The 26,944-nt window shown below is 71.5% G+C and carries 29 protein-coding genes; 17 read left to right on the forward strand and 12 right to left on the reverse strand.

Going from position 1 to position 26,944, the window contains the following annotated elements:
• Window positions 1–80 precede the first annotated feature (80 nt).
• On the forward strand, window positions 81–785 hold the full coding sequence (locus IF46_RS0120585) for a hypothetical protein (protein ID WP_030489979.1): 705 nt from the start codon (window positions 81–83) through the stop codon (window positions 783–785).
• A gap of 6 nt (window positions 786–791) precedes the next feature.
• Here IF46_RS0120585 and disA read toward each other — a convergent pair whose 3' ends face one another.
• The 4 genes from disA to IF46_RS0120605 form a co-directional block, all read right to left on the reverse strand.
• Window positions 792–1,976, reverse strand: a complete 1,185-nt coding sequence (gene disA / locus IF46_RS0120590; RefSeq protein WP_030489980.1) for a DNA integrity scanning diadenylate cyclase DisA — start codon at window positions 1,974–1,976, stop codon at window positions 792–794.
• Window positions 1,977–2,107: 131 nt separating this feature from the next.
• Window positions 2,108–3,565 (reverse strand): DNA repair protein RadA, encoded by a 1,458-nt coding sequence (gene radA, locus IF46_RS0120595; RefSeq protein WP_030489981.1) that lies wholly within the window; start codon window positions 3,563–3,565, stop codon window positions 2,108–2,110.
• A gap of 85 nt (window positions 3,566–3,650) precedes the next feature.
• Window positions 3,651–4,430, reverse strand: coding sequence for a hypothetical protein (locus tag IF46_RS0120600; protein WP_030489982.1), 780 nt, complete (start codon window positions 4,428–4,430; stop codon window positions 3,651–3,653).
• Between the two features lie 140 nt (window positions 4,431–4,570).
• Complete coding sequence (locus tag IF46_RS0120605) at window positions 4,571–5,410, reverse strand: UbiA family prenyltransferase (RefSeq protein ID WP_157563246.1); 840 nt, start codon at window positions 5,408–5,410, stop codon at window positions 4,571–4,573.
• Between the two features lie 46 nt (window positions 5,411–5,456).
• On the opposite strand from IF46_RS0120605, the gene IF46_RS0120610 reads away from it, so the two are divergent.
• From IF46_RS0120610 to IF46_RS0120625, 4 genes are all read left to right on the forward strand, one after another.
• Window positions 5,457–6,230: a class I SAM-dependent methyltransferase gene (locus IF46_RS0120610; RefSeq protein ID WP_051724036.1), complete on the forward strand. Its 774-nt coding sequence runs from the start codon at window positions 5,457–5,459 to the stop codon at window positions 6,228–6,230.
• A 40-nt stretch (window positions 6,231–6,270) separates the two neighbouring features.
• Entirely contained in the window at window positions 6,271–7,437 is a 1,167-nt protein-coding gene (locus IF46_RS0120615; protein ID WP_030489985.1) for an acyl-CoA dehydrogenase family protein, read from the forward strand.
• 85 nt (window positions 7,438–7,522) lie between these two features.
• Window positions 7,523–8,581, forward strand: a complete 1,059-nt coding sequence (locus IF46_RS0120620) for a type III polyketide synthase (RefSeq protein WP_084597976.1) — start codon at window positions 7,523–7,525, stop codon at window positions 8,579–8,581.
• Between the two features lie 24 nt (window positions 8,582–8,605).
• Complete coding sequence (locus tag IF46_RS0120625) at window positions 8,606–9,241, forward strand: hypothetical protein (RefSeq protein ID WP_030489987.1); 636 nt, start codon at window positions 8,606–8,608, stop codon at window positions 9,239–9,241.
• Between the two features lie 35 nt (window positions 9,242–9,276).
• Here IF46_RS0120625 and IF46_RS0120630 read toward each other — a convergent pair whose 3' ends face one another.
• Complete coding sequence (locus IF46_RS0120630; protein ID WP_030489988.1) at window positions 9,277–9,957, reverse strand: hypothetical protein; 681 nt, start codon at window positions 9,955–9,957, stop codon at window positions 9,277–9,279.
• A 327-nt stretch (window positions 9,958–10,284) separates the two neighbouring features.
• Here IF46_RS0120630 and IF46_RS0120635 point away from each other — a divergent pair, with 327 nt between their 5' ends.
• From IF46_RS0120635 to IF46_RS0120650, 4 genes are read left to right on the forward strand one after another with little or no spacing between them, the layout of a single operon-like run.
• A complete protein-coding gene (locus IF46_RS0120635) occupies window positions 10,285–10,770 on the forward strand; it encodes a CarD family transcriptional regulator (protein ID WP_007073334.1) in 486 nt (161 codons plus the stop codon).
• Between the two features lie 56 nt (window positions 10,771–10,826).
• Complete coding sequence (ispD, locus tag IF46_RS0120640; protein WP_030489989.1) at window positions 10,827–11,522, forward strand: 2-C-methyl-D-erythritol 4-phosphate cytidylyltransferase; 696 nt, start codon at window positions 10,827–10,829, stop codon at window positions 11,520–11,522.
• A 13-nt stretch (window positions 11,523–11,535) separates the two neighbouring features.
• Entirely contained in the window at window positions 11,536–12,021 is a 486-nt protein-coding gene (gene ispF / locus IF46_RS0120645) for a 2-C-methyl-D-erythritol 2,4-cyclodiphosphate synthase (protein ID WP_030489990.1), read from the forward strand.
• A 10-nt stretch (window positions 12,022–12,031) separates the two neighbouring features.
• On the forward strand, window positions 12,032–13,060 hold the full coding sequence (locus tag IF46_RS0120650; RefSeq protein ID WP_030489991.1) for a tetratricopeptide repeat protein: 1,029 nt from the start codon (window positions 12,032–12,034) through the stop codon (window positions 13,058–13,060).
• Window positions 13,061–13,149: 89 nt separating this feature from the next.
• Here IF46_RS0120650 and IF46_RS0120655 read toward each other — a convergent pair whose 3' ends face one another.
• Together IF46_RS0120655 and IF46_RS0120660 are read right to left on the reverse strand one after the other, a co-directional pair.
• Window positions 13,150–13,761, reverse strand: coding sequence for a hypothetical protein (locus tag IF46_RS0120655; RefSeq protein WP_030489992.1), 612 nt, complete (start codon window positions 13,759–13,761; stop codon window positions 13,150–13,152).
• 273 nt (window positions 13,762–14,034) lie between these two features.
• A complete protein-coding gene (locus IF46_RS0120660; RefSeq protein WP_030489993.1) occupies window positions 14,035–15,201 on the reverse strand; it encodes a homogentisate 1,2-dioxygenase in 1,167 nt (388 codons plus the stop codon).
• Window positions 15,202–15,295: 94 nt separating this feature from the next.
• Between IF46_RS0120660 and IF46_RS0120665 the strand changes: the two genes are divergently transcribed.
• The 6 genes from IF46_RS0120665 to IF46_RS0120690 all read left to right on the forward strand — a co-directional run bounded on the left by IF46_RS0120665 (window position 15,296) and on the right by IF46_RS0120690 (window position 20,184).
• Complete coding sequence (locus tag IF46_RS0120665) at window positions 15,296–16,165, forward strand: hypothetical protein (protein ID WP_030489994.1); 870 nt, start codon at window positions 15,296–15,298, stop codon at window positions 16,163–16,165.
• Window positions 16,162–17,358, forward strand: a complete 1,197-nt coding sequence (fahA, locus tag IF46_RS0120670) for a fumarylacetoacetase (protein ID WP_030489995.1) — start codon at window positions 16,162–16,164, stop codon at window positions 17,356–17,358. Before IF46_RS0120665 ends, fahA begins: the two co-directional genes overlap by 4 nt.
• A 176-nt stretch (window positions 17,359–17,534) precedes the next feature.
• A complete protein-coding gene (locus IF46_RS0120675; protein ID WP_030489996.1) occupies window positions 17,535–17,744 on the forward strand; it encodes a DUF397 domain-containing protein in 210 nt (69 codons plus the stop codon).
• Between the two features lie 143 nt (window positions 17,745–17,887).
• Window positions 17,888–18,370 (forward strand): SRPBCC family protein, encoded by a 483-nt coding sequence (locus IF46_RS0120680; protein WP_030489997.1) that lies wholly within the window; start codon window positions 17,888–17,890, stop codon window positions 18,368–18,370.
• 81 nt (window positions 18,371–18,451) lie between these two features.
• The gene (locus IF46_RS0120685; RefSeq protein WP_030489998.1) at window positions 18,452–19,708 is read left to right on the forward strand and encodes a PQQ-binding-like beta-propeller repeat protein; all 1,257 of its coding nucleotides are present in this window, start codon (window positions 18,452–18,454) and stop codon (window positions 19,706–19,708) included.
• A 101-nt stretch (window positions 19,709–19,809) separates the two neighbouring features.
• Window positions 19,810–20,184 carry an LPXTG cell wall anchor domain-containing protein gene (locus tag IF46_RS0120690; protein ID WP_030489999.1) on the forward strand — a complete coding sequence of 125 codons (375 nt, stop codon included), beginning with the start codon at window positions 19,810–19,812 and terminating at the stop codon, window positions 20,182–20,184.
• A 75-nt stretch (window positions 20,185–20,259) separates the two neighbouring features.
• On the opposite strand, the gene IF46_RS0120695 is transcribed toward IF46_RS0120690, so the two are convergent.
• The 3 genes from IF46_RS0120695 to IF46_RS33880 all read right to left on the reverse strand — a co-directional run bounded on the left by IF46_RS0120695 (window position 20,260) and on the right by IF46_RS33880 (window position 22,815).
• On the reverse strand, window positions 20,260–21,090 hold the full coding sequence (locus IF46_RS0120695; RefSeq protein ID WP_051724037.1) for a hypothetical protein: 831 nt from the start codon (window positions 21,088–21,090) through the stop codon (window positions 20,260–20,262).
• Window positions 21,091–21,301: 211 nt separating this feature from the next.
• Window positions 21,302–21,856 (reverse strand): hypothetical protein, encoded by a 555-nt coding sequence (locus IF46_RS0120700; RefSeq protein WP_030490001.1) that lies wholly within the window; start codon window positions 21,854–21,856, stop codon window positions 21,302–21,304.
• 152 nt (window positions 21,857–22,008) lie between these two features.
• Window positions 22,009–22,815 (reverse strand): AfsR/SARP family transcriptional regulator, encoded by an 807-nt coding sequence (locus IF46_RS33880; RefSeq protein ID WP_198041488.1) that lies wholly within the window; start codon window positions 22,813–22,815, stop codon window positions 22,009–22,011.
• A 599-nt stretch (window positions 22,816–23,414) separates the two neighbouring features.
• Here IF46_RS33880 and IF46_RS34495 point away from each other — a divergent pair.
• Complete coding sequence (locus IF46_RS34495) at window positions 23,415–24,032, forward strand: hypothetical protein (protein WP_157563252.1); 618 nt, start codon at window positions 23,415–23,417, stop codon at window positions 24,030–24,032.
• 116 nt (window positions 24,033–24,148) lie between these two features.
• Complete coding sequence (locus tag IF46_RS0120715) at window positions 24,149–24,553, forward strand: hypothetical protein (protein WP_157563255.1); 405 nt, start codon at window positions 24,149–24,151, stop codon at window positions 24,551–24,553.
• A gap of 65 nt (window positions 24,554–24,618) precedes the next feature.
• Here the strand turns inward: IF46_RS0120715 and hisC are convergent, their stop codons facing one another.
• Complete coding sequence (gene hisC, locus IF46_RS0120720; RefSeq protein ID WP_030490005.1) at window positions 24,619–25,722, reverse strand: histidinol-phosphate transaminase; 1,104 nt, start codon at window positions 25,720–25,722, stop codon at window positions 24,619–24,621.
• Window positions 25,719–26,789 carry an RDD family protein gene (locus IF46_RS0120725; protein ID WP_030490006.1) on the reverse strand — a complete coding sequence of 357 codons (1,071 nt, stop codon included), beginning with the start codon at window positions 26,787–26,789 and terminating at the stop codon, window positions 25,719–25,721. The genes hisC and IF46_RS0120725 overlap by 4 nt, the downstream gene beginning before the upstream one ends.
• Window positions 26,790–26,944 lie beyond the last annotated feature (155 nt).

The following is a 26,944-nucleotide window of genomic DNA, read 5'->3' on the forward strand; positions in this document are numbered from 1 at the left end:
GGGTGGGCGGTGCGCTCTGGGGAGGCTCCGGCGCGTCGCGCCGCACTGCCGGGTACGGCGCGGCTACGGTGGAGGGCATCATGCGTCTGACGGTCGGCCCCCTGCCACCCGCCGTGTATTGGCGGCGTCGCGCCGTCGTACTCGGAGCGGGCTTTCTTTTCCTGATTGTCCTGCTCTACTCCTGCAGCGGTTCGGGTCGTTCCGGCGGTCAGGAGCCGAAGGCGGGAGGTTCCCCGTCGGCGACGTCTAAGCCCGACGGGCCGGTGTTGACACCGCAGACCGGGGTTCCCTCGTCGTCCGCGTCCGCTGATTCGGGTGCGCCGAGTCCGAGCCCCGCGATCACCAGCAACACACCTCCGTTGGGCGAGGCCGCTGGTTCGGAGGACGACGGCACCTGCACCGACGCGGAGATCAGCGTGGTGTCGGTGGCGAGCCCGACCTCGGTGCAGCGTGGGGCAGTGGCCAACCTGCAACTGAAGATCAAGAACACTTCGGACCGGACGTGCAGTCGCAACGTCGGCGCCGACTTCCAGGAGATCTTCATCAAGTCCGGTGCCGAGAAGGTCTGGTCGTCGGACACCTGCGGCAAGGTTCAGGGCTCGGACGTGCAGTCCTTCACGCCGGACTTCGAGCGCTCCTACCAGGTGCCCTGGAACGGGCGGGACACCAGCCGGTGTGATGGTGTGTTGGCCGGTGGGCCGTTCCCGCCGCTCGGGGCGTACCAGGTGTTCGCTCGGGTCGGCACGAAGCTCAGCGAGCCCGTGAAGCTCACCGTCACCGGCTGAGTCGGGTCAGACGTAGCGTTCCAGGATGGATGCCTCGGCGAGCCGGGACAGCCCCTCACGGACGCCGCGGGCTCGGGCATCACCGACCCCTTCGACGGCTTGCAGGTCTTCCACGGTTGCGCCGAGCAGCCGCTGGAGGCTGCCGAAGTGCAACACCAGACGATCGACCACGGCCACCGGTAGCCGGGGCACCTTGGCCAGCAGTCGGAAGCCACGCGGGCTGACCGCGGCGTCGAGCGCGTCGGACGCGGCCGGGTAGCCGATCGCCTTGGCCACCGACACCAGGTCGATCAGCTCGGTGGCACCGAGCAGGTCCAGCTCGACGAGTGCCTCGTCCAGGGTGCGCGACTTGCGGCCGACTGGCAGGTAGTCGCGGATGACAAGCGTCCGGTCGGCGTCCACGCCAGCCATCAGCTCGTCGAGTTGCAGGGCGAGCAGACGGCCGTCGGTGCCCAGCTCCACCACATAACCGGCGATCTCGTCGGCGATCCGGCGAACCATCTCCAGTCGCTGCACCACGGCCACCGCGTCCCGGACGGTGACCAGATCCTCGATCTCCAACGCGGAGAGGGTGCCGGAGACCTCGTCCAGCCGGAGCTTGTAGCGCTCCAGGGTGGCGAGCGCCTGGTTGGCCCGGGAGAGGATCGCCGCCGAGTCGTCGAGCACGTGCCGTTGACCGTTGACGTAGAGGCTGATGATCCGCATCGACTGGCTGACCGAGATGACCGGATAGCCGGTCTGCCGGGCCACCCGCTCGGCGGTGCGGTGCCGGGTGCCGGACTCTTCCGTCGGGATGGACGGGTCGGGCATCAGATGCACGGCGGCCCGGACGATCCTGGTGCCGTCGCTGGAGAGCACGACCGCGCCGTCCATCTTGCACAGCTCGCGCACCCGTGTCGCGGAGAACTCCACGTCCAGCGGGAAGCCGCCGGTGCACAGGCCCTCGACCACCTTGTCGTAGCCGAGCACGATGAGTGCACCCGTGCGACCCCGCAGGATGCGCTCCAAACCGTCGCGCAAGGCGGTGCCGGGGGCCATCAGGGCGAGATTGGCGCGCAGCGGATCTCCGGTGCTCCCAGCGGCTCCCGCGGTCACGCTCACGCTGATCGGGCGGGCGGGCGAGCCCACGGCGCCGGTGCGGGCCTGGGGCGGCGCTCCGGCTGGCTTGGTGGTATCGCGGTCGATCGGCACGGGCACAGTCTACGGACTGCCGTGCGGTGGGTGCTGTCGTGGTTACTGTGATGTGTCACGATGCCGCCCTTTCCAACGTCTCCCGCTTGCGACGTGCTGTCCGGTTTCACCGTTCTCGTTGGCACGGTGGGTCACTCGGCGGACGCGCGGGCCGCATGGTGCAGGGCCGAACGGACGTCGGTGACCTCGGTCACCCGCATCTGCTCAGGGCCTGCGCCGGTGCTGGCCGGACCGCAGCCGGGCGGCACCAGAGCCACCTTGAACCCCAGCCGGGCGGCCTCGGCCAGCCGGCGCGGCACCGCCCCGACCCGGCGCACCTCGCCGGTCAGCCCCACCTCACCGATCGCCACCAGGTGCGGCGCGATCGCCAGGTTGAGCCCGCCGGAGGCGACCGCCAGCGCCACCGCCAGGTCGGCGGCCGGCTCCGTCACCCGGATGCCGCCGACGGTGGCGGCGAAGACCTCCCGGTCGTGCAGGGTCAACCGCTCGGTGCGCCGTTGCAGCACCGCGAGCACCATCGCCAGTCGCGCCGAGTCGAGGCCGGAGACGGTGCGTCGGGGAGAGCCCGCCACGGTCGCGCCGATCAGCGCCTGCACCTCAGTGACCAGGGCCCGCCGCCCCTCCATGGCCACTGTCACGCAGGTGCCCGGGACCGGCTCCGCGTAGCGGGTGAGGAACAGCCCGGACGGGTCGGCCAGGCTGCTGATGCCGCCCTCGTGCATCTCGAAGCAGCCGACCTCGTCGGCCGCGCCGAACCTGTTCTTCACGCCGCGCACCAGGCGCAGCGAGGAGTGCTTGTCGCCCTCGAAGTGCAGCACCACGTCGACCAGGTGCTCCAGCACCCGAGGCCCGGCCACCTGGCCGTCCTTGGTGACGTGCCCGACCAGCACGGTGGCGATGCCCCGCTCCTTGGCGACCGACACCAGTGCGGCGGTGACCGCGCGGACCTGGGTCACGCCACCGGGCACCCCCTCGGTGCCGGTGGTCGAGATGGTCTGCACCGAGTCGAGCACCAACAGGCCCGGCTTGACCGCGTCGAGGTGACCGAGGACCGAGGCCAGGTCGCTCTCCGCCGCGAGGTAGAGCTGCTCGTGCAGGGTGCCCATCCGCTCGGCGCGCAGCCGCACCTGACTTACCGATTCTTCGCCACTGACCACCAGCGAAGGGCTGCCAGCGCCGAGTGCCCACTGCTGCGCCACATCGAGCAGGAGGGTCGACTTGCCCACGCCGGGCTCGCCGGCGAGCAGCACCACGGCACCGGGGACCAGGCCGCCGCCGAGCACCCGGTCGAGCTCACTCACCCCGGTGGGCACGGCACGGGCCGGAGCGGCGCTGATGGTGGCGATCGGCCGGGCCGGCTCGGACGGCATCCGGGAACTGACCACCCGACCGGAGACGGTCGGGCCGGTCACCGTGCTCTCGACCACCGCCCCCCACTCACCGCACTCTGGGCAGCGCCCCACCCACTTGGGCGGCTGGTGCCCGCAGGCGTCGCACTGGTAGGCCGGACGCGGCTCGCGGGCAGTGGACCGACCACGGGCGGCACCGGCCGTGCCGCCGCGTGAAGGGGTCGATCGGGAGGTGGTCACATCAGGACGCTAGCCCTCGCGTACGACGAAAACACCCCGGCGTGGTGGTCACCACGCCGGGGCGTTTGTCGATGTGCGGGTCGGGTCACTCGTGGGTCGTGCCGCCCTCGTTGCCCTCGTAGCCGCCCTCACGCTCGATGATCGGCGAGGGAGGGGCCGCCGGGGTGAGCGGCACCGCGACCGGCGCCTGGCCGGTGACCGTGTTGCCGTTGCCGAAGTCGAAGGTCACGACGACGTTCTGGCCGGAGCGCAGCGCCTCGGTCAGGCCGATCAGCCGGAGCTGGGTGGTGGCCTCGGAGTTGAACTGGATGTAGCTCAACGGCGCCAGCTCGATCCGGGCTGGCTGACCCGGAGCGGAAGGGCTGGCCGAACCGGACGCCCGCGCCGACTCCGGGGCAGACGGGGTGGCCGAGGACGAGCCGGTCTCGGAGGGCGTCGCCGACGGGGTCGGCGAACCGGACGTCGAGTTCGACGGGCTGACTGACCCGGACGGCGACGGGCTCATGGAGGCGGACTCCGAGGCGGACGGCGACGGGCTCGCCGAGCCGCCGCTGATCACGACCTCGCGAGCGCTCTCGGTGGTGACGGTGACCGTCACCGTCTCCTTGGAGTCGTTGTAGATCACCGCGCTGAGCCCGGCGTCCTGCCCGGCCTGGTAACCCTCGGTGCCCGGGTAGTCCACCAGCAGGCCCCGCACGGAGAACGAACCGTTGCTGGTCGTGAGGTTGACGCCCTGGACCGACGGCTCCTTCAGCGCGGTCTCGGCGATCTGACCGGTGCCGCATCCGGAAGTCAGCAGGCTGACCGCCGCGATTCCGGACAGCAACAGGGCCGCCCGCCGGGATCCCCTGATCGAGCGCGTCACGTCGGTCCTCCTCGTCACAATCCCCACCCGGGCCGTACGCCGGGCACGGTGGCCATACCCGCGCAGACCGCGCTCCAGGGTAGTTGGGGCTGATCGAGGCCCGCACGCGGACCCGGTAATGCCACCTGGCCGGGTGGCGTTCACACCACCCGACCGCTCGCCACCAGCAGAACCACGTCGATGAGGGCCACCAGCATCACCGCCCGGAAGGCCGCCACCGGCCGCCGGCCGGCCCGGCTCGCCGAGCGTCCGGCGTACCAGCTCAGCGGCGGCACCACGGCGGCCGTGCCGACCGCCGCCCAGCCGATCACCGACGGCGGCCCGGGTGGTCCCAGGGCCAGCGCCGCAGTCGCCGCGAGGAGGAAACCCGCCGCGGCCACCCGGCTGCCGGCGGCGCCGAGGCGGTGGGGCAGGCCGCGCACTCCGGTGCGGGCGTCGTCGGCCAGGTCGGGCAGCACGTTGGCGAAGTGCGCGCCGGCGCCCAGGCAGGCCGCCGCCGTCACCAGCCAGACGGGCGGGGCCGGCTGCCCGGGCAGCGCGAGGACCACGAAGGCGGGCAGCGCGCCGAACGACACGGCGTAGGGCAGCACCGAGAACAGGGTGGCCTTGAGCGGCCAGTCGTAGAGCAGCGCGGAGACCAGGGCGAGCGTCAGCCAGAACGCCGCCGTCGGGTTCGTGGTCAGCGCCAGCAGCGGGCAGGCCACCGCAGCCGCCGCGGCGGCCCAGGCCGTCACGCGCCGACCGACCGCGCCACTTGCGACAGGTTTGTCGGTACGCCCCACAGTGGCGTCCCGCTCGGCGTCCAGCGCGTCGTTGGTCCACCCGACGGCGAGCTGGCTGGCCAGCACGGCGAGCACCACCGAGACGATTCCGGCCGCCCGGTGGCCCACTCCCCACGCCAGCAGACCGGCCACCGTGGTCACCGCTGCGGCTGGTTCCGGATGGCTCGCTCTGACCAGCCCTAACACCCTCGACGACATAAGGGAAGTCTGGTCGTTACCGAGCAGTCGTGCCACGCTCGGTGCCATGCGAGAGGTGGCTGCGGCCGGGGCGTCCACCGGTCCGAGGGTGCTGCCGCGAAACGATCCGCGTCAGTACGACGACCTGGCCGGTGAGTGGTGGCGGCCGGATGGCGCGTTCGCCATGTTGCACTGGCTGGCCGAGGCCCGTGCCGCGCTGGTGCCACCGGCCACCCGCCCGGACGCGCTGCTTGTCGATCTGGGTTGCGGCGCCGGTCTGCTCGCGCCGCACCTGGCCGGCAAGGGCTACCGCCACGTCGGGGTGGATCTGACCTTTTCGGCGCTGGTCCAGGCGGCCGAGCACGGCGTACGCGTGGTCCAGGGCGATGCCACCGCCGTCCCACTGCCCGACGGCTGTGCCGACGTGGTCTCGGCGGGCGAGTTGCTGGAGCATGTGCCGGCCTGGCCGCGTGCCGTGGCCGAGGCGTGTCGGCTGCTGCGCCCTGGTGGCGTGCTGGTGTTGGACACCCTGAACGACACGGCGTTGGCCCGGCTCGTCGCGGTCCGGATCGCCGAGCGGTTGCCGACGGTGCCACGCGGCATCCACGATCCTCGGTTGTTCGTGGACGCGCGGGCGCTGGTGGCCGAGTGCGCCCGACACGGCGTCGACCTGCGGCTGCGGGGCATCCGTCCGCAGATCGGCGGCGTGCTCGCCTGGCTGCTGCGCCGCGCTCGCACGGCCGGAGCGCCCGGTGCGGTGCCCGCCGGCAGCGCGCCGCGCATCGTGCCGACCCGGTCCACCGCCGTGCTCTACCAGGGCCGGGGGGTCCGCAAAGGATAGTCGGGCCGTGGCGGGGTATGGAACGCCGAGGAGGAACGAGATGACGGTGCACGCGCTTGAGGCAGCACGCCGGTTGGCACCGCGGTTCGCCGCGCGGGCGGCGGAGCACGACCGGGACGGTTCCTTCCCCGTGGACGACTTCGCCGACCTACGCGAGGCTGGCCTGTTCGGGTTGATGGTGCCCCGGGCGCTCGGCGGCCTTGGGGCCACCTTCGCCGAGTACGCCGCGGTCGCCACTGAGCTTGCCCGGGGCAACGGTGCGACCGCCCTGGTGTTCAACATGCACGCGTCGGTGACCGGCGCGCTGGGCGCGGTCACCGAGGAGTTGGCCGAGGCGCTGGGCGTACCGGACGAGGCGCTGGCCGCCCGCGACCGGCTGCTCAGCGCGGCGGCGCAGGGCTCCTGGTACGCGGTCGCGATGAGCGAGCGTGGCGCCGGCGCCCGGCTGTCCCAGCTGACCACGGCGTACGCGCCGATCGACGGGGGCTGGCAGCTCAAGGGCAGCAAGACCTTCTGCTCCGGTGCCGGGCACGCGGACGGCTACCTGGTGGCGGCGCGCAGCGCGGCCGACCAGTCGGTGGTCTCACAGTTCCTGGTGCCGGCCGGCGACGGGCTGACCGTGGAGCCGACCTGGGACTCGCTCGGCATGCGCGCCACCTCCTCTCACGACCTGCACCTGGACGTCAGCGTGCCAGCCGACCGGCTGCTCGGCGGGGTGGAAGGGCTGGCGCTGGTGGTGGCCCAGCTGATGCCGCACTGGCTGGTGGCCAGCTACGCGGCCGTCTACGTGGGGGTGGCCCGCGCGGCGATCGACGCGGCGGCCGAGCACCTCAACGCCCGCAACCTGGCCGGTCTGCCGGCGGTGCGGGCTCGGCTGGGTCGGGCGGACGCGGCGACGGCCGCCGCCCAGTTGGTGGTCGCCGAGGCGGCCCGCCGGGTGGACGAGGCACCGGGCGACGAGGAGACCAACCGCTGGGTGTGGCGGGCGAAGCTGCTCGCCGGCACCACGGCCGCGGAGGTGGCGGCGTCGGTGTTGGAGGCGGCCGGTACGTCGGCGACCCGCCGTGGTCATCCGTTGGAGCGGCTCTACCGCGATGCCCGCTGCGGCTCACTGCACCCGGCCACGTCGGATGTCTGCGCCGATTGGCTCGGCATCGCCGCGCTGGGCGGCGACCCGGATCGTGACGGATCGGCACCGCGTTGGTGAGCCCGTCGTACGGGGTTCGCACGGAAGATGGGCCAGCCGAGGCGGCTGGTGGGACGGCCAGGGGGAGGACAGCATCTGACGAGAGGTGGGGATCGTGTCCGTACCAGTGATCGCGGGGCTCGGGACAGCGCAGCCGCCGTCCGCTTCGCAGGACGAGTTGTGGGAGGGCTTCTTCTCCCGACACTTCTCCGGCACCACCCGGTCGTTGGCCCAGCGAATCTTCGCCAACTCGGGGGTGACCCGGAGGCAGGCTGCGGTCAACCCGCTGCTTGAAGACGTCTCGGACTGGCCGACCGAGCGCCGGATGCGCCGCTACCAGGTGGAGGCGCTGCCGCTGGGCAAGGAGGCGGTGGGTCGCGCGCTGACCGCGGCCGGGCTGAGCGCCGGCGACATCGGGCTGTTCATCGTCTGCTCCTGCACCGGGTACGCCACCCCGGGGCTGGACATCCTGCTCGCCCGGGACCTGGGCATGGCCGCGGACACCCAGCGGATGTTCATCGGCCACATGGGTTGTTATGCGGCGCTGCCGGGGCTCGGCGCGGCGAGTGACTTCGTCGCCGCCCGGGGGCGGCCGGCGCTGCTGCTCTGCGCGGAGCTGACCAGCCTGCACATCCAGCCGTCCAGCGCCCGGGTGGATACCCAGCAGATCGTCTCCCACGCGCTCTTCTCGGACGCCGCGGTCGCCGCCGTGGTCGTGCCGGGCGGCCCGGGGTACGCGCTGCGCGAGGTCACCGCCGTCACCGACACCTCGACCGCCGACCACATGACCTGGGACGTCACCGACGCGGGTTTCCGGATGGGGCTGTCGCCGAAGGTGCCGCAGGTGCTGTCGAGGCACGTCCGCGGGCTTGTCGACGGTCTGTTGGCCCGGCACGGTGTCGCCAGCTCCGAGGTGGACGGTTGGGCGGTGCACCCGGGCGGGCCGCGGATCCTCAACGTGGTCGAGCGGGAGTTGGCGTTGCCCCCGGAGGGGCTGGCGGCGTCCCGGGCGACGCTCGACGAGCACGGTAACTGCTCGTCGCCGACCGTACTGCTGATCCTGGATCGGTTGGGCCGGGCGACGCCGGCGGCTCGGCGCATCGTCATGTTGGCGTTCGGCCCGGGCCTCACCCTGTACGCCGCTCTGCTCGATCGACAGGACTGAGCCTCCGGCCGGTACGCTCGATTGATGGATGCGACGACGGATGAGCGGCTGCGCTCGGCGGTCCTCTATGGCGCTGCCGTGGCCGTCCTGGCCGTCGGTGGCTGGTGGTGGCACTCTGCCGCACCCTCCCCGGTGGCCCGGCCGGCCGATCCAGCGGCCGCACCCGCCGTAGGGCCCAGCGCCGCCACTCCGTCGCGCCGCGTCCTGCCGGACGGTGCTGAGGTGACCGCGCGGGTTGGTGCCGACACAGGTGAGGTCGTCCGGCGGCCGGACGCTGCGCGGATGATCATCGACACGGCCACCGGCAAGATCACCGACATCGAGGGTGATCCGAGTTGGCTCTTCTTCCAGGGTGAGCTGCCCCCGTTCCGCGACACGACCTGGCAGGAGCGAAGACCGCTCGTGCCGGGGCAGCGCGTCGTCCGGCAGGCGGCGGGCGGCAACGCCCGTCAGTTGCTGCAATACCGGTGCACCAGGCCGGGCACCCTGTCGGTGACGACCTCCGGGGCCGAGCTGGCCGGGCCGTCCGAGATCGACTGCGACGGCATGACCACCAGCGCCGAGGTGCTCTCGCACGGCAGGCCGTTCCGGGTGTCGCTGTCGACGGTCGGGGTGCGCGAGATCGACGTCGAGGCGCAGCTGGTCACCCTGCCCGACTAGACCCGGCGGGGGTCACCCCACCTCCCGCGCGCCGGTCAGCCGGCGAGGGCGCTCAGGTCGCTCCGGTAGGACTCGACCGTCCCCAGGTCCGGCAGCACCCGGGTCACTATGCCGGCGCGGTCGACCAGCAGGGCGGTCGCGGTGCCGGCGCGAACCGGTTGGCCCAGGAACGAACGCAGCCCTCCGGCGGGGTCGGCCAGGACGCGTGCCTGCCGCTGGGTGGTCGGCCCGGCCGGGCCCGTACGCCCCCCGGTGACGGTGACCACGGAGACGCCGGCTGGCGCACCCGCCAGGGCGTCGGTGACGCGGTCCGGGCAGGGGCAGCCGTCCAGCAGAATGATCATGGCGGGCAGTAGGCCGCGCAGTGGCACAGGCGCGTCGTTCGCGTCGACCAGGTCCAGCGCGGGCAGCGCCCGGCCGGTCAGGCTCTCCGGTGGCGAGTAGGGGGCCGGGGCTGGACGGTCGGTGTCGCGGTTGGCCCGGGGCCAGGTGACCACCAGTAGGCCGGCCAACGTGGTGAGGACCGCCACCAGCAGGACCAGCAGCGGCAGGCCCAGCCGGGTGCCGCCGCCGGTTCGGCGCAGCTCACGGCGAATCTGGGCGGCCTCGGCGGCCAGCGCGGAGGCGTCGTCGGGGACCACCACCCGGCCCCACTCGGGAGGCAGGCCGGGCACGCCGTCGGCTGGCCCGTGACCCTCTGCGTCCGGCTTGCCCATCGGACCTCCTGGAAGCGTCTCGAGAGCGGAGTGCGGCTCGGTCTCCAGGGTCGCGCACGAGGGGCTCCTCCCGCTACACCTGGGCGCGGTCCTGCCGGCCGGGCTACCATGGGAGAGCGCATAGCCCTTGATCTCGACGTTCTGTTCACCCGTGCCGGGCAGTCATTTGCCCGCTACGGAGCGTGTTCGAACCATTGGTTTGACCGCCTGTCAAGCTGAAGCAAGACCTCTCACAGGGCCCCTGAGCTGCGCCAACGGTCAGGACATCGGTGAGACATCGGTGCCTGACCGTGTTACCCTAGACACAGCGAAAGGGGTTTCGAACCTATGGTTTTCAGTGTCGGCGAGACCGTTGTCTACCCCCACCACGGGGCCGCACTCATCGAGGCAATCGAGACTCGGGTCATCAAGGGCGAGCCTAAGCAATACCTCGTCCTGAGGGTCGCGCAGGGTGACCTGACGGTCCGGGTGCCGGCCGAGAACGCCGAGATCGTGGGCGTACGTGAGGTGGTCGGCGAAGAAGGCCTCGGTAAGGTCTTCGACGTTCTGCGGGCTCCGCACACCGAGGAGCCGACCAACTGGTCGCGGCGTTACAAGGCCAATCTGGAAAAGCTGGCTTCCGGCAACCCGCTGAAGGTCGCCGAGGTCGTGCGTGACCTGTGGCGCCGGGAGCGGGAGCGGGGCCTCTCTGCGGGCGAGAAGCGGATGCTCGCCAAGGCCCGCGACATTCTCGTCGGCGAGGTCGCGCTGGCTGAGAAGAGCACCAAGGATGAGGCGGAGACGCTGCTCGACAAGGTCCTCACCGAGGCCTAGTCCGCACAGCATCGTCGTACCCACTTCGTTGTGAAGAAACCACCGAGGACCGCGACGTGACCGCGCAGCTCAATCCGCGCGGTGACGTCGCGGTCCTCGTGCCTGCGGCGGGTGCCGGCGTACGGCTCGGCCCTGGCCGACCCAAGGCGCTGCGCCTGCTCGTCGGCGAGCCGCTGTTGGTGCACGCTGTGCGTCGACTGGCCGCCGCGCCCTCGGTGCACACCATCGTGGTGGCCGCGCCGACCGCCGAGGTGCAGGCCGTCCGCGAGCTGTTGGCTCCGATCGCCCCGGTGATCGTGGTGCCCGGCGGCGCGGAACGGCAGGCGTCGGTGGCCGCCGCGCTGGCCGCGGTGCCCGCCGGCCCGACGATCGTCCTGGTGCACGACGCCGCTCGGGCGCTCACCCCGCCCGAGCTGGTCGAATCCGTCGCGGCGGCGGTCCGGGGCGGGTGCGACGCGGTGATCCCCGTCCTGCCGGTCGTCGACACGATCAAGGAAGTCGGCGCCGACGAGGTGGTGCTCGGCACCGTCGACCGTTCCGCCCTGCGCGCGGTGCAGACCCCGCAGGGTTTCCGCCGGGCCGTGCTCAGCGCCGCACACGCCGCCGCCGGTGACTCCCTCACCGATGACGCCGGGCTGGTCGAGAAGCAGGGCGTCGCGGTGAGCTGCGTGCCCGGCTCGGAGTACGCCCTGAAAATCACCCGACCGTTCGACCTGGCTCTGGCGGAGCATCTGCTCTCCGCCGCCGGCTGACGCGTACCCTCTGATCATGATCGTTCCCCGGGTGGCCATCGGCACCGATGTGCACGCGTTCGAGCCCGGCCGGCCCTGCTGGGTGGCCGGGTTGCTCTGGCCGGACCAGGACGGCCTCGCCGGGCACTCGGACGCCGACGTCGCCGCGCATGCCGCCTGCAACGCGCTGCTCTCCGCCGCCGGTCTCGGTGATCTCGGTTCCGCCTTCGGGGTCGACCAGCCCGAGTGGTCCGGCGCGTCCGGGGTGGCGCTGCTGACCGAGACGGCCCGCCGGGTGCGGGCCGCGGGCCTGGAGATCGGCAACGTGTCCGTGCAGGTCATCGGCAACCGACCCAAGATCGGTCGGCGTCGCGCGGAGGCGCAGGAGGTGCTCTCCGCCGCAGTCGGCGCTCCGGTCACCGTCTCGGCGGCGACCACCGACGGGCTCGGCTTCGCCGGCCGGGAGGAAGGGTTGGCCGGGGTCGCGGTGGCCCTGGTGTACGACGCGCCGGCCGCCTAAGCTCGCCGCGATGTCCAGCGATCCCGCCCCCGACCAGTCCGCCGCCGACGGCTACGTCCAGCGGGCCCAACTCCTTGCCGAGCTCGGCCGCTATGACGAGGCGGCCGGAGAGTTGGCCTACGGGCTGGCCCTACAGCCGGATGACGTCGACGTGCTCACCATGCTGGCCCGGGTGCACCTGGCCGCCGGCCGCCCGGCCGAGGCGCTCACCGCCGCCGACACGGCCCTGGCTGCCGCACCGGAGGGCCTGCCACCGCTGGTGGCCAGGGGTATGGCGCTGGCCGACCTGGAGCGCTATTCCGAGTCGGCCGCCACCGCCGACCGGATCCTCACCCTCGGCCCGACCGACGCGTACGCCCAGCGGAGCGCGGCGGCGATCCTGGCCGGCGCCCGCAACGGACAGCCGGCGCTGAACGCGGCCTGGCGCGGTGTCGAGTTGGCCCCGCAGGAGCCGCAGGCGCACCTGGTGCTCAGCCTGGTCGCCGCCCGCCTGGACCTGTTCGACCTGGCCGAGCGGGCCTACCGGGAGGCGCTGCGGCTCGACCCGCGCATCGCCGAGGCCGGGCACGACGTGGGTGTCATGCGGCTGGAGCAGCGCCGCTGGTCGGAGGCGTTGGAACACATCGCCGAGGCGGTGACGGTCAGCCCGAGCCGGATCGACTCGCCACGGACCCTCGCGTACGGGCTGCACCGCCTGGTGCTCTACGGCGCGGGTTGGTCGCTGGTGGCGGCGGTGCTTGTCGCGTTCGCGGCGTCGGCGAGCGACGGGTTCTCCCGTGTCCTGGCGGTGCTCGCCGCGCTCACCGGCGGGGTCGTGGTCTGGCAGCTCGCGGCCCGGCTGCCGGGGTTGACCCGGACCGTCCTGCCCGCCCTGCTGCACTCGGACCGTGCGATGGCCCTGGCGATCTACGCCGCAGCCGCCGCGCCGTTGCTGCTGCTGGTGTACGCGATGGTCGGCTCACCCTGGCCCCTGGTGCTGGCCATCGCCGTCACGGCGGTAGCCGAGTTCGCCGTCTTCACCCGCACCGCCATCCGCTGACCCAGGCTCCCGCGAACACTGGGGCGTGCAGAGGGCCCACCACGGCGAGACGCTCGGCCGGGAGGCCCCGGCCGAGCGTGCCGGACAGATCAGCAGCCGAGATACAGCCGCGCCTGGAAGCGCACCGAGCCGGCAGGCGGACTGTCCTGGCAGCCGATGGTGCCTACCTCCATGACGGAGAAGGTGGTGTAGCTCTCGAGGTTGCCGACCTGGAACCAGAACGGGTAGGTGGTCGTGCCTCCCGACGTCAGCCGCTGGCACCGGTATTCGAGCCAGGTTCCCTCTACCGCCCGGGTGCCCTTGTAGAGGCCGTAGTAGCCGGGCTGAGAGAAGTTCCAGGTGTCGGTGACCGACTCACTGTTCGTGGTCGAGGTGCTCTTCTGCACCGTGAAGCCCACCTTGGTCTCGACCTCGGCGAGAACGAACTTCCCCTTTGCCGTGATCTCGATGCTCGCGCTGACCGACGTGGTCACCTCGTTGACCGTACTGAGGGTCTCGGCGTGCTCACCTGTGGTGCCGGCGGTGATGTGGACCGCGAGGAAGTGGGTCAGCGTGGGGTTCACCTCGACCGCGTCGACAACGTAGGCAGTCTCGCCGACGTTGGCCGGGCCGCAGGACTTGGTCGGCTTGGGGTAGCTCGGAATGACCCCGCCGCCTCCCCGGTCTGCGGCGGCCGGGCTTCCGACTGTGGCGACGAGCATTCCCGCGACCAGGGCGACAGCCCCGATTCGGGAGGCATGAGGAAATCCCGTACGGGAAAGGCGCATGGCCGCTCCTGACTCGGTTGTACACAGTGGACCGATTGCGACCATCATCGAGTGACTGATCAATGGCCGCAACGATCCTCAACCGCGCCAGGCGCGCAAAATTGCCTTCCCGGCTATCCGCCCGGTACGAGAGTGATCGTCGGATAGTCGACCGGTAGCACCCTTTCGGGCAGCCCGCCAGCAGGGCCGCCGAAAGGGTGTAAACGGCTAGCCGCGACGGGCCCAAGTCCAGGCGTACGCCTCGTCTTCGCACTCGTTGGCCGCGTCGCAGAGATCCAGCGGGCGGAAGGTGTCGACCATGACGGCCAACTCGTCGAAGTAGTCCGCGCCGATGGACCGCTCGGCGGCACCCGGCTGGGGGCCGTGAGTGAAACCGGACGGGTGCAGGGAGATCGAGCCCTGCTCGATGCCGGAGCCGCGCCGCGCCTCGTAGTTGCCCCCGGTGTAGAAGAGCATCTCGTCGGAGTCGACGTTGTGGTGGTTGTACGGCACCGGGATCGACTGCGGGTGGTAGTCGACCTTGCGGGGCACGAAGGAGCAGATGACGAAGTTGGGCCCCTGGAAGGTCTGGTGCACCGGCGGGGGCTGGTGGATGCGGCCGGTGATCGGCTCGAAGTCGTGGATGGAGAACGCCCACGGGTAGAGGTGCCCGTCCCAGCCGACCACGTCGAACGGGTGGTGGGCGTAGACGTAGCGGGTCCATCCGCGCCGGTGCCGGACCAGCACCTCGACCTCCTCGCCGTCGACGAGCAGCGGGGCGTCGGGGCTGCGCACGTCGCGCTCGCAGTACGGCGAGTGCTCCAGGAACTGGCCGCGTACGGAGAGGTAGCGCTTGGGCGGGCCGATGTGCCCGGACGCCTCGACGGCGAGCAGCCGGACGGGCTGGTCGCCGGTGGGCACCAGCCGGTGGATGGTCGAGGTGGGGATGACGACGTAGTCGCCGGCGACCGCGTCCAGCGCCCCGAACGGGGACTCGACCCGCAGGGTGCCCGACTCGACGTAGAGGCAGTGGTCGCCGGTGGCGTCGCGGAACAGCGGTGAGGGTCGGTCGGCGAGGACGTACCCGATTCGTACGTCGTCGTTGGCGAGCAGGTACTGCCGGCCGAGGATGGGGTCGGCGCCGCCGGTGTCCAGTTTGTGGGTGCGCAGGTGGCGGGGCTTGAGCGGCAGGTTCGGTGCCCGGGTGAACGTGGGCGGGGTGAACTCGTCGGCGGCCAGGATCGCCGTGGGCGCGTACCGGTGGTAGAGCAGGGACGAGTCGGAGGAGAAGCCCTCCTGGCCCATCAGCTCCTCGGCGTAGAGGCTGCCGTCGGGCTGCCGGAACTGGGTGTGGCGCTTGCGCGGCACCTCGCCGACGCTGCGGTAATACGGCATCTCGCCTCCCGATATGACCCGTTCACCGGCCGAAGGCGTCCGATAATCGGACGCTGTTGTCCGTTCCTCGTAGCGTCCCGTACATTCTTGTTCCGTGTCAACGCAGGTGCCCGCACTCCTCGACGGCCTGGTGGACGATGCCGCCGTCTTCCCCCCGGGCAGCGCCACGCTGCCGGACGCCCTGGCCGCCCACCGTCGGCACCGCACCGCCTGGTACGCCGACCTGGTCGGCCCGCTGCTCATCCCCGCCTCGACCGTCGCGGCCGGCGAGTTGAGCGGTCTCGTCGACCCGGGCGAGGGCATGGTGATCGGGCTGATCGGTGACACCGGGATCGGGAACCTGCCGTTCGCGCTCTCGTTTCTCGCCCCCGACGGCGTCACCGCGCGTCAGATCGAGGTGGCGGTCGCCAAACGCGGTGAGGACCCGCTGCCCGGCATCGCCGAGTTGCTGCGGCTGACCGACGCGCTGGCGGGCGTGGAGGCCGTCTACGCCGAGCTGCCGCTGACCTTCGGGCTGATGGGGGCGCTGGACGCGCTTGTCGCCGCGCGGGCCGACGGGGTGCCGATCGCGGCCAAGTTCCGCACCGGCGGGCTCGCCGCCGAGCTCTTCCCCACACCGACCGAGCTGGCCGCGGTGATCTGCGCCTGCCGGGACCGGGACCTGCCGTTCAAGCTCACCGCCGGGCTGCACCAGGCGATCCGGCACCTGGACCCGGAGACCGGGTTCACCCATCACGGCTACGCCAACGTGCTGGCCGCGACCCTGGCGGCCGCCGACGGCGAGGGTGCGCGCTCGGTCGCCGAGCTGCTGACCATTGTCGATCCGCGTCCCCTGCTGGAACGCGCGACAGCACGGCTGGACGTGCCCCGCCCACTCTGGGTCGGCTTCGGCTCGTGCAGCATCCTGGAACCACTTACCGATCTGATCCGGCTTGGGCTGGTGAACGGGGGCTACGACGCATGACCTGGGTGACCGGCGCCGAAGGATCTTCGTACGGGGTGACGAACCTGCCGTACGGGGTGTTCCGGCACAACGGGGGTCCGGCGCGGATCGGCGTACGGATCGGGTCCTGGGTCTTCGACCTCGCCGGGGCTGAGGCCGCCGAGCTGGTGTTGGCCGCCGGCGCGCTGTGCCGTCCGGTGCTCAACGACTTCATGGCGCTCGGTCGTCCGCAGTGGACGGCGGTGCGGCAGCGGATCACCGAGCTGCTGACCGACCCGGCGCACCGGGCTGCGGTGGAGCCGCTGCTGGTGCCCCTCGACGACGTGGAGCTGCTGCTCCCCATCGAGGTGGCCGACTACGTCGACTTCTACTCCTCCGAGCACCACGCGTCGAACGTCGGGCAGATCTTCCGACCCGGCCAGCCGCCGCTGCTGCCCAACTGGAAGCACCTGCCGATCGGCTACCACGGCCGGGCCGGCACGGTGGTCGTCTCCGGCACGCCGGTGACCCGGCCGACCGGGCAGCGGGCCTCCGCCGAGGGGCCGGTCACCGGCCCATCGGTACGCCTCGACATCGAGGCCGAGGTCGGCTTCGTGGTGGGCGTACCCAGCGCGCTGGGTGACCGGGTGTCCGTGGACGACTTCGCCGAGCACGTCTTCGGGGTGGTGCTGGTCAACGACTGGTCGGCCCGGGACATCCAGGCCTGGGAGTACCAGCCGCTCGGCCCGTTCCTCGGCAAGTCGTTCGCCACTTCGGTCTCGGCCTGGGTCACGCCGCTGGACGCGCTCGGCGACGCCTTTGTGCCGGCCCCTGACCAGGACCCGCCGGTGGTCGACTACCTGCGGGACGTGCCGCACCTGGGCCTGGACCTCCGGCTGTCGGTCGAGTGGAACGGCGAGCGGGTCAGCGAGCCCCCGTTCGCCACCATGTACTGGACTCCCGCACAGCAGTTGGCGCACCTCACCGTCAACGGCGCGTCACTGCGCACCGGCGACCTGTACGCCTCTGGCACCGTCTCCGGCCCGGACCGGGGGCAGGTCGGCTCGTTCCTGGAGCTGACCTGGGGAGGGGCCGAACCGGTAAAGGTGGGCGACGAGACCCGCACCTTCCTCGCCGACGGCGACACGGTGACCATCACGGCCACCGCCCCTGGCCCGGGCGGCACCACCGTCGCCCTCGGCGAGGTCACCGGCACGGTTCGCCCGGCCCGCTGAGCGGGCACCCGCCACCCGTCTCGTGCACGGGACCCGTGATCGCACCGGCTGTGCGATCACCGGCCCTGGTTGAGCCGTTGATCGTCCGGATCCCGTTGCCTCGCCGCGCGATCCGAGCCGGGCTCTGCCCGGCTGCCAGCGGTGGGGCATCCCCATCGCACACGGAGGTAACGACGATGCACGATCTTGCGGGCGCGGTCTGGCGTACCAGCAGCCGCTCAAACGACCAGGGGCTCTGCGTGGAAGTGGCGGACAACGTGGTTGATGTTCACGGTTTGGTCGGGATTCGCGATTCCAAGGACCAGGCCGGCCCCACACTCGCGGTCAGCCCGCCGGGGTGGACAGCGTTCATCGGCGCGATTCGGGCCGGTCACTTCGAGCGCTGACCGGCGTTTCGGCGCCGGTCGACGACGATCGGTGTCGAAGCGACCGCCTAATCGGACAGCGTGGCCTCCGGTCGGTGGAAATTCCGTCCGGGGGCCCCGTCCGGCCCTCACTCCGCGTACCGTCGGGGACACGGGAGGGTGGCATGTCGACGGTGGCGATTACCGGGATCATCGAGGCGCACGCTGTCGACGTCTGGCGTCTGCTGACCGACTTGCCCGGCCGTGCGGCCCGGCTGACCGCAGCCGGCCCGATCGAGGTGCTCACTCCGGGTCCGTTCGGGCCGGGCAGTTCCTGGCGTGAGGAGCGCGCCCAGCCGGGCGGCGGCACGCTGATCGAGGAGTTCCTGGTGGTGGAGGCGCTCGCGCCGCAGCGACTGGTGCTCTGTTCCTCCGGTGCCGGCGCGGATTACCGGATCACCTGGAGCCTGCGACCGGTCCGACGCCGCCGTCGAGGTTGCACGGCGATCACCGTCACCCAGGAGGCGGTGCCCACCGCCCCGTACGGCCGGGTGGTGGCGCTGCTGCTCGGCGGGCTAGCCGCGCGGGCGGTCGAGGCGGCGCTCTGGCGTGATCTCGCCGATCTGGCCGTCGCGGCCGGTGCCGTCGGCTCCGTCGAAGCCGCCTGAGCGCCAGCCGGTCATTCCTCGCTGTGACCTGTTCGGGGTCCGGTCCGCTGCGCTGGGTAGGGTGCCGGGCGGAGGTGCGGCATGAGGTTCCCGAAAGGCCGGCGACGGCTCGTTATTGCGGTTGCGGCGCTGGTCGCGACCGCGGCCGTCGCCGTCATCGTCCACCGGGTCCTCGCGCCGGCAGAGGTGAGCACGGTGGCGCAGGCCGATTATCCGGCCCCGGCCCGACCGGCTGCTGGAGTGGTCGGTCGTCTGCCGGTCGCGCCGTTGATCGTGGACGGGAGACTGCGGGTTTACGCCGCACACCGCCAGGTCTACGCCGACCGGCCGGTCGACGGGCGGCACCGGACCACTCCGTACTGGTCGTACCGGCGGTGGCCGGCGGAGTTGACCGGGGTGGTGGCCAGCGGCAGCACGGTGGTCAGCCGTTGGTCGGACGGGCGACTTGTCGCACTCGACGCCCGGACCGGCGGGGTGCTCTGGCGCACCGACGGCCCGAAGCCCGCCGAGAGCACGGAGGTGCTGCGGCGTACCGGGGCGGCGACCGTCTGGGACCCGCGCGGGCTCCAGCTCACCGACCTCCCGGACGGGCGGATCGTGCTGGTGGCGACCGGGGATAGCCAGGCGCGTGGGGTCGAGGTGAGCGGTGGTCGGGAGCTGTGGCGGGTTGACCTGCCGGGCAGGTGCCGCAGCGATGTCGGCACCACGGCGGCTGGGCAGCTGATCGGGCTGGATGCCTGCGCCGGGGCGGCCACTGTCGAGTTCCGGGACGCGGCGACGGGTGTGGTGCGGGAGCGCTGGCGACCGCCGGGTGGCCCGGACGAGTTGGTGGTGACGCCGCTCGGCTGCCGTACCGGCCGGTCGGGCTGCCTGGGGCTGCGGACCGCCGGGCCGGGCGACGCGGGCGGGCGGGGTTGGCTGTTGGGTGCCGGCGAGCCGGTCGCCGCCCCCGCGCTGGACCTGGCCGGCGCCGCGCTCGTCGGTGAGCAGGCCGTCGTCGTGCTCGACGGGGTGGCGGTGGGTCGATCGGCGCGTACGGGCACCGAGCTGTGGCGGTCTGCGAGCCTGGGCGCGGCCCGGGTGCTGGTTGGTGAGCCTGGCCGGGTGCACCTGCTGACCGAGGCGAACGATCTGGTGACGCTAGACCCGGTGACCGGCGCGCAGTTGTCCCGCTTCTCGCTCAACGTCGGCTCGGATGGGACCGGCTGGGCACCTGGGGCGGTGGCGGCCGAGGACGGGTTCGTCGCGGTCGAACGGCTCCGCAAGCCGGTCGACCCGACCGGCGACGACCGGCGCTACTACCTGACCGCGGAGGCGGTGATCCTGGCCGCCACCTGATCGTGGCGTCTTCGACCCCGGAACGCCGAACCATTCATTCCCTTTGTCGGAAAAGGGTACGTTTTTCATGGTTCAGGTTTCGGTGGAGAAGGGGTCGGCGCATGGGCAGGATAACAGCCAACTACGTCGCGGGTGGCGTACTCGCTGCCGCCGCGAGCATCGCGCTGGCGGTCCCGCCGATGCTGCATGCGGATCCCGCGTCGGCGCGCGGGTTCAGCGCCGCCCGGGCCGAGCCGTCAGCGGACACCGGCGTCACCTTCGAGATCCTGCCGGCGACGCCGACACCCACACCGACGCAACCCGGGCCACCCACGCCCACGCCGACGCAACCCACGGCACCACCTCAGCCCACGCCCAGCCACGGTGGCCAACTGCCGGTCACCGGTGCGGGTGGGTCGACGTTGCTGCTCACCGGGCTGGGCGTGACCCTCCTGATCGTCGGTTGGCTGGCGGCCCGGCGCCGGCGGCCGGTCTGACAGACACTCGCCACCGAACGGCCGGTGGAAGCCCGCCGCCGACGGCCGGTCCGATGCGCGGCCGCCGGCGTGGTGTCACCGTCCGGCCGGGACCCGCTCCCGTGGCCTGCCGGTGGGGGGTCGGGGGGACTGACGGGATCGGCGGGCCAGCACCGCGAGGCCGGTGATGAGCAGCAAACCCGCGATGGCCGCCCCCACGGTCCAACCGGACACCATCCGGGAGATGACGCTACCCCGCTTCCCGACCTGACCCGGGTCGGGGAACTGGATCTGCGCGGTGATGCTGCGCTTCACCAATCCACTCTCCAGGTTGATCTCGACCTTCCACGGCCCGTTCGGCAACTCGGCTGGTAGCCGGGCGATGACCTGCCCGGACCCGCCTGGCGGTAGCGTGACGCCCTGCCCGACCTGGAATGGGCCGGCCCGGCTGTCGGCCGGTCCGTCGGTCAGGGAAACCGTGCCGGTCAGGTCGATGGCACGGCCACCGGTGTTGGTGACCTGAGCGGTCAGCGATGGTTCGCCCTCAGCGCTGCCGGCCGGACGAAGCTCACCGATCGAGAAGTCGGAAATCGGCTCGCCGCCGGGTCCAACATCGAGGTACATCCGGACGCCGACCCGGTGGATCTGGGTGACCTCCCCGCCGGCCCGGGGCGCGGAGGTGGCGGACGCCCAGACCACCCCGTACCGCTCGCCGCGTGAGGCGGCTGACGGCACCTTGACGGTCGCGAGGACCCTTGCCTCGCCCCACGCCTCCACCTCCACGGCGGACTTGTCGAGGGTGATCCACGAGGTCAGCTCGTTGGCCGCGTGGCCTTCGCCGAACTTGAACTCCGAACCTTCCACGGTCGCCGCCGCCGGATACACGTCGATGCGGCGGTCCTGGTCGGTGCGGTTGGTGACCAGCAACTGCCGCTTGATCGTGGTGCCCGGCGGGAGGTGATCGACGATGTACCGCCGCGCCCGGGGATCGTCGCGGCGGTTGCTCGGTGCCTCCAGCAGCCGGATCCCGAGGCGGTCGTCGGCGTCCGGCTCGGCCGCGCCGGCCCGGGTCGACAGACCCGGACCGGCGAGGCAGAGCAGCGCCAGCGCGACCGCGACGGTCGACCGGCCCTGGCGGCTAGGCCACCGAATGCGTCACCGTCCCGGTGTAGATGCCCGCGATGCTGTCCAGCGGCACGTTGACGTCAAGCGTGGGGTTCCAGGACGCGGTGTTGCCGCCGGTGCCACCAGTGTGGGTGAACGCCGTGAGCGGCGTGACGCTGGACAGCGGCGCCGCGTCACCAGCGGTGAGCTGGCCCGGCGTGAAGGTGCCGGTGCCGGTGGTCGCTGTGGCGGGGCCCGACCAGTAGTCGATCTCCTCGGGCAGGACCGTTTCGGCGGGGGTGCCACCACCGGTCTGGAAGACGGTGGCGGTCACCGAGGCCACCCAGGAGGCATCCGCATCACCCCGGGAGTCGGTGACCGTGACCGTGCCGAGCTGAGCGGTGATGACGCCACCGGGCGGGCCGCCGCCCAGGTCGGCGGTGGCCGGCGCGACGATGTCGAGGGTGCCCGCCTCCACCTCGAAGGTGACGGTCGTGTCGTCGGTGGGCGCGGCGGCGGCCGGCGCCGCGAGGAAGCCGACCATCGCGGCGGCGGCCGCTCCGGCGAGACAGATCTTGGCAGTACGCACTGTATTTACCCCGTTTTCTCGAAGTGAGCCGGCGTGAGCCCTCGACACAACCGGCCACTTCGGAAGATAGGGCATAAGACATGTCAAGTCGGACAAACAACTCATAGTTCACGATTGAGGTTGATTACGCCTGGTTGGGGTGGCGAAGTTGGTCAGGCCACCCGGGCCGTGAGGTTGGAGTGCTGGGGTCGCGGTTCGGCGTCGCTGCTCAAACTCACCAGAAGCTGATCGGAGAACAGCAGGGCGTCGTCGCGCCGGAGGGCTGCGTGGTGAAGAGTCTGCAGCCATGACCCCGGGTCCACGCCAAACTCCCGGCGCAGCGTGGTGCGGGCTGCCGCGAAGATGCGCAGGGCCGCCGGAAGATTGCCGGCCCGATAACACGCGACGAGCATGAGTGCGGCGGACTTCTCCCGGGTGAGATTCGGATCATCGATCTCCGGCAGCCCAGCAATGGCGGGCAGGCCGTCGCCGCTGGCGATGCGGGCGGCGGCGAGGTCCTCGGCCAGGGCGAATCGTTGCTCGCGGAGCATTGCGAAGCGATGATCGAGCCAGCCCTGAGCGGCCACGTCCTGGCCTGAGGTTCCGGCCCAGAGTGCCGATGCGCTTTCGAGTGCCTCAACCGCGCCACGGAAATCCGAGCGGTTCATCGCCCGGCGGCCCTCGTTCCAGAGCTCGATTGATCGCCCGAGGTCTAACTCTCCGTCGAGAATATCCAGCCGGTATCCACCATGGACGGTTGCGAGGCGTTCGTGGAGCTCCGGGCTCAACTCGGCAAGGAAGCGGCGCAGTTTGGCGATATAGGTCCGCACATTTGCGTCTGCGGAAACTGGCGGGTCACTCCAGATGGCAGTGGCCAGGGTAGCCGAACTGACGTTTTGCCCATGTCGAAATAGAAGAGCTGCGAAAATGCTCTGGACGCGGCCTTCTTGTGGAAAGTGGAAGGCATTGTCAACTGTCACGCCCGGAGATCTGAGTAGTCGGAACATCATTTCGGCACCCCCGTTGTCGCGCACCGTTAGGGTGAGCAGCGACAGGGACGCTACATCGGCCCGCGCACCGAGGCAACGGGTGCTCTCGCCATTATTTAACGGACTTATCTAGAGCCGATGTGCCTTGCGGCAAGTCGACCGTTTTGTCGCTTCGGGGCCGAGGCTGTCGCGCGGAGAAGCCGTCACGTGGAGTAACTGAGGCGCGGGGCGGCGGAAAGCCAAGTGACGTGGTCACTTGAGGAACTGGCGACGAGGCTCCAGGGGTTTGAGTTGGCTTGGCCGCGACACTCCGTTATCTCCGGGTCGACGTGCCCAGCGGGCCGCACCTTGCTCGTTGGCCCGACCCCCACAGCTCGGCAATCCGGGCGTGAGTAAGGTTCGCCAACTCGACGATTCGGTCGCGCGTGCCCTGCGCTTCCCAATCCGGACGGTCGGCACGGTGTGGATCAAGTCGGGCGACGGCGCGGGCCCTCGTGCCCGGTGGGCGGCGTGTGCTGCGAATGTGCAGCGCTGGTGCAAAGGAGTGAAAGGCTGCGATCTCCAACGCAATAGCGACCAGGGATGTGGCGATGAGTAAGAAATCTGCAGGTCTGCTCCGATCATTCCCCCTTGCTGCGACCGTCGTCGCTGCCGTACTGCTGCCGGCAGTTCCTGCTATGGCGGCGGGTGGGGTCACGCCGGCGGCGTCTGAGGACCTCGTGCCAATCCCGGCTCCGATACCTCCAAAGGGGGAGCAGGGCCCTGAGTTTGGCACCCAGGCGGAGTACTGCACGCCGGGGACCTACCTCTACTCAATGACCAACACGACGAACACCTTCGACGCGAAGTTCCGTACGTCGGTCATCAACAACACCAGTTCGGCGAAGAGCTTCAAGTTCACCGCGACGAAGACGGGCACCACGACCTTCACGGTTTCGGTCTCGGTTTCGGCCGAGCTGAAGGCGGCAATCTTCGCCAAGATGGAAGCCACCATCAACGCGGGCGTCGAACAGAGCAACACAACGTCCTATGGTGTCGAGGTCAGCGGCACCGTCAACGCCAACTCCACCCTGTACGGCGACTATGGCAACTGGAAGGAGAACGTCAGCTGGAAGTCGCACTACGTCTACAGCAACTGCAACACGACCTCCGAGAATTCGGGCAGCGCGTATGCCCCCTACCGTGAAGCCTGGAAGCTGTACTACTGACCGTGCGTGCTGGCGTTCAGGGCAGCTTGACGACAGGCTCGTCCGGCCTGGATTGGAGACGCGAGATGCGTGCTAGTCGTTCCGCCGTGTGCCTGGCCCTCGGCATGGTCGTCCCCTTGCTGATGGTCAGCGGCTGCACCGCTGACACGGCGAGACGATCGGCGGTGCCGTCCGGACCCGCCTTACCCACCGGGATGAGTCAGCCTTCCCCCACCGCGGAGGCGCCGACCGGATGGTTTCCGACCGGTCGGGTGCTGCTGGCCGGTCCGCTGGCTGAACAGAAGGAAGCAACCATCGCCGATGTGGTTCCCAGCGGGGCCAGCTTCACGGTGTATTTCGTCTGCACCGGGGGAGGCCGGATCGCATTGGACGTGAAGACCGGCGGTTTGCTGCGATATCCCTGCGACGGGGTGCCCAATCGGTCGCAGGTCTTCGTCGACAAGGGCGTCTCGACCGATCTTGCCGTTGGGGTCGAGGGTGAGACGCAGTGGCGACTGGCGGTAGTCGACGGAGCGCCCTAGCCGGGCAATGGCGGGCGGAGCAGCTGCCTGCTGCCCCGCCCGCCGCCGCGACGGCGAGCTGTCGCTCAGACCAGGGCGGCCTCGGCCGCCGCCAGGAACGCGTCGTTCTCGGCCGGGGTGCCGATGGTGACCCGGACGCCGTCACCAGCGAACGGCCGCACGATCACGCCGCGCGCCTCGCACGCCTTGCCGAACGCCACCGCCCGCTCGCCCAGCGGCAGCCAGACGAAGTTGGCTTGGCTCGTCGGCACCTCGGGCACGAACTTGCGCAGCGCCTCGGTGACCCGGTCCCGCTCAGCGACGACCAGGGCGCAGCGGCGCTCCATCTCGGTCGCCTGTGCCAGCGCAGCGAGCGCCCCGGCCTGGGCTGCCGTGCTGCTGGAGAACGGGGTCGCCACCTTGCGGATGGCGGCTGCCACCACCGGCTGGGCAACCAACCAGCCCATCCGCAGCCCGGCGAGCCCCCAGGCCTTCGACAACGTGCGCAACACCGCCACGTTGGGCCGGTCCAGGTAGTCGAGCCCGTCCGGCACCTCCGGGTCGGTGACGAACTCCCGGTACGCCTCGTCGATCACCACCAGCACGTCGTCCGGCACCGAGTCGAGGAACCGGTCCAGCTCGGCCCGGCGCAGCGCCGTACCCGTGGGGTTGTTCGGGTTGCAGACGAAAATCACCCGGGTCCGATCGGTCACCGCCGCGGCCATCGCCGCCAGGTCGTGCCCGTGCTCGGCGTCGTTGGGCACCCGCACGCTTGTCGCGCCGCTGGTCGCCACGATGATCGGGTACGCCTCGAAGGACCGCCACGAGTAGAGCACCTCGTCGCCGGGCAGGCAGGTTGCCCGCACCAGGTGCTCGGCGAGCGCCACCGAACCGCAGCCGGTGGCGATCCGGTCGGCGTCCACCCCGTAGCGCTGGGCCAGCGCGTCACGAAGCGCGACCACGCCCATGTCCGGGTAGCGGTGCGACGTGGTGACCGCCTCGGTGACCGCCTCCACCACGCCGGGCAGCGGCCCGTACGGCACCTCGTTGCTGGCCAGCTTGATGGCCTCCGGCAGGCCCAACTCCCGGGCCAGGTCGGCGGGGCTGCGCCCCGGCACGTAGTTGGGCAGCGCGTCCAGGTCGGCGCGGGTCAACCGCAGCGCCGGCTGGTGGCGTCCGGAGTCGGTCATGGGGTGTCTCCCGAGGGCTGGTCGCGGTCGTTCGAGGGGGCGGGGTCGGTGCGGTAGGGGACCTCGACGACCACCGTCTGCGCGCGCTTGTCGTGCAGCGCCTGGCGCAGGGGGTGGTCGAAGAGGGGAGAGAGAGAATCGACCAGTTGCAGCACCAGGCCGAGCCCGGCGCAGTACCACAGCAGGGTTGGCAGGCCCAGCGTGCTCCACCGGCTCAGTGCTCGGCGGACGCCCAGCGGCTGGTCGGCGGCGATCGGCACCGCCCGGATCCGCATCACCCGCTTGCCGATGGTCTGCCCGCCTGCGGCCATGGTGGGCACCTCGTAGGCCAGCCAGAGCGCGGTGGCGATCAGCAGGATCGCCACCAGGAGAGACCCGGCCTGCTCACCGGGGAGCGGCAGGCCGTCGGCGGAGGTGTCACCCCGCGACGCGCGCCGGAAGACCTCCTGCCAGTACGGGGCCCACTCCTGCGCCCATCGCCAGACGAACCAGCCGTTGACCACCACGTTCAGGGCCAAGACGAGGCCGAAGTCGATCAGCCGAGCGACGAACCTACGGCCGTAGCCGGCCAGCCGGAGGCCGTGCGGCCGCGGCTCGGGCGGTCGTCCGGGCCAGCCGGGGTGACCGGCCGGAGGCGCCCAGCCGGCAGGGCTGCCCGGGGGCGCCCAGCCGGCAGGGCTGCCCGGGGGCGCCCAGCCGGGCGGACCGCCCTGCGGGCCCCAGCCCGGGCCGTGACCCGGCTGCGGGCCGTACCCCGGTTGTTGCCCGTACCCCGGTTGTTGCCCGTACCCCGGTTGTTGCCCGTACCCCGGTTGTTGCCCGTGCCCCGGTTGCGGGCCCTGGTGTGGCGGCCAGCCGGGTGCGACGGGCCCCGGGCCAGGGGTGGCCGGGCCGGAGGTTGGGGTCGCGGCCGGGGTGACCGGCGCGGGCGGCGGCTCGGCCGGTGGCGGGCCGTCCGGCACGGTGGCGTCGACGGGGATGGGCGCACCCAGCCAACCGTCACCGTCCCAGTAACGCCGGGTCTCAGTGTCGGCGGGGTCGACGTACCAGCCGGGTTGAACGCTCACGCCGTCACTCCGCTTCGCTGCGCGACGGCGCGAGGCGCCACGCTACTGAGCCTGCTGGTTCGCTCGCTGCGCTCGCTCACGCCGTCACTCCGCTTCGCTGCGCGACGGCGCGCGGCGCCACCCGACTGGGCCTGCTGGTTCGCTCGCTGCGCTCG

The sequence above is a fragment of the Micromonospora chokoriensis genome, assembly GCF_000718555.1.
In the GTDB taxonomy this organism is placed as follows: domain Bacteria; phylum Actinomycetota; class Actinomycetes; order Mycobacteriales; family Micromonosporaceae; genus Micromonospora; species Micromonospora chokoriensis_B.